This window comes from Glaciecola sp. 1036 (assembly GCF_050306235.1).
Taxonomy (GTDB): Bacteria; Pseudomonadota; Gammaproteobacteria; order Enterobacterales; family Alteromonadaceae; genus Glaciecola.
In genome coordinates, this window is record NZ_JBLWFH010000041.1 from 1 (window position 1) to 598 (window position 598).

At 38.0% G+C, this 598-nt stretch carries 1 protein-coding gene; it reads left to right on the plus strand.

The window, feature by feature from the left end:
• Positions 1 to 217: 217 nt before the first annotated feature.
• Positions 218 to 511 carry a GIY-YIG nuclease family protein gene (locus tag ACNKW3_RS19825; RefSeq protein ID WP_427401063.1) on the plus strand — a complete coding sequence of 98 codons (294 nt, stop codon included), beginning with the start codon at positions 218 to 220 and terminating at the stop codon, positions 509 to 511.
• The last annotated feature ends 87 nt before the right edge of the window (positions 512 to 598 follow it).

Below are 598 nucleotides of genomic sequence, written 5' to 3' on the forward strand. Positions count from 1 at the left end.
AAGCAACGAAGAATCGTTATTGAGCTAGCTACATAGAATCGTTATTGAGCTAGCTACATAGAATCGTTATTGAGCTAGCTACGAAGATTCGTCATCGTGGCGCAGGCCACGACCCCCTTGGAACATAGTAAATTTAATTAAAACCAACACAAAGAACAGTATAAATAAAATGAAAATTCGCTAAGCTTGCATGATTTGATTGCGAGGCATTCTTGTTGTGAAGCAACCCTGTGTTTACATCATTACCAATATACACAATACAACGCTATACATTGGCGTAACGAGTAATCTAATTCAACGTATTCACCAACACAAAAACAAGCAAGTAGATGGTTTTAGTAAAAAATACAACTTACAAAAGCTCGTGTACTTTGAACAGTTTGCGCTTATGGAAGATGCAATATTGAGAGAAAAGCGCTTAAAGAACTGGCATAGGGAATGGAAAAATAAACTAATCAATACCGAGAATCCGGATTGGGACGATTTGTACGAAGCTTTACTTGTGAATTAACAAACTGCATTAAGTTCCAAGGAGGTCGTGGCCTGCGCCACGATGACGATTCTTCGTAGTTAATTTCATTAGGACAGCAATTTGTCT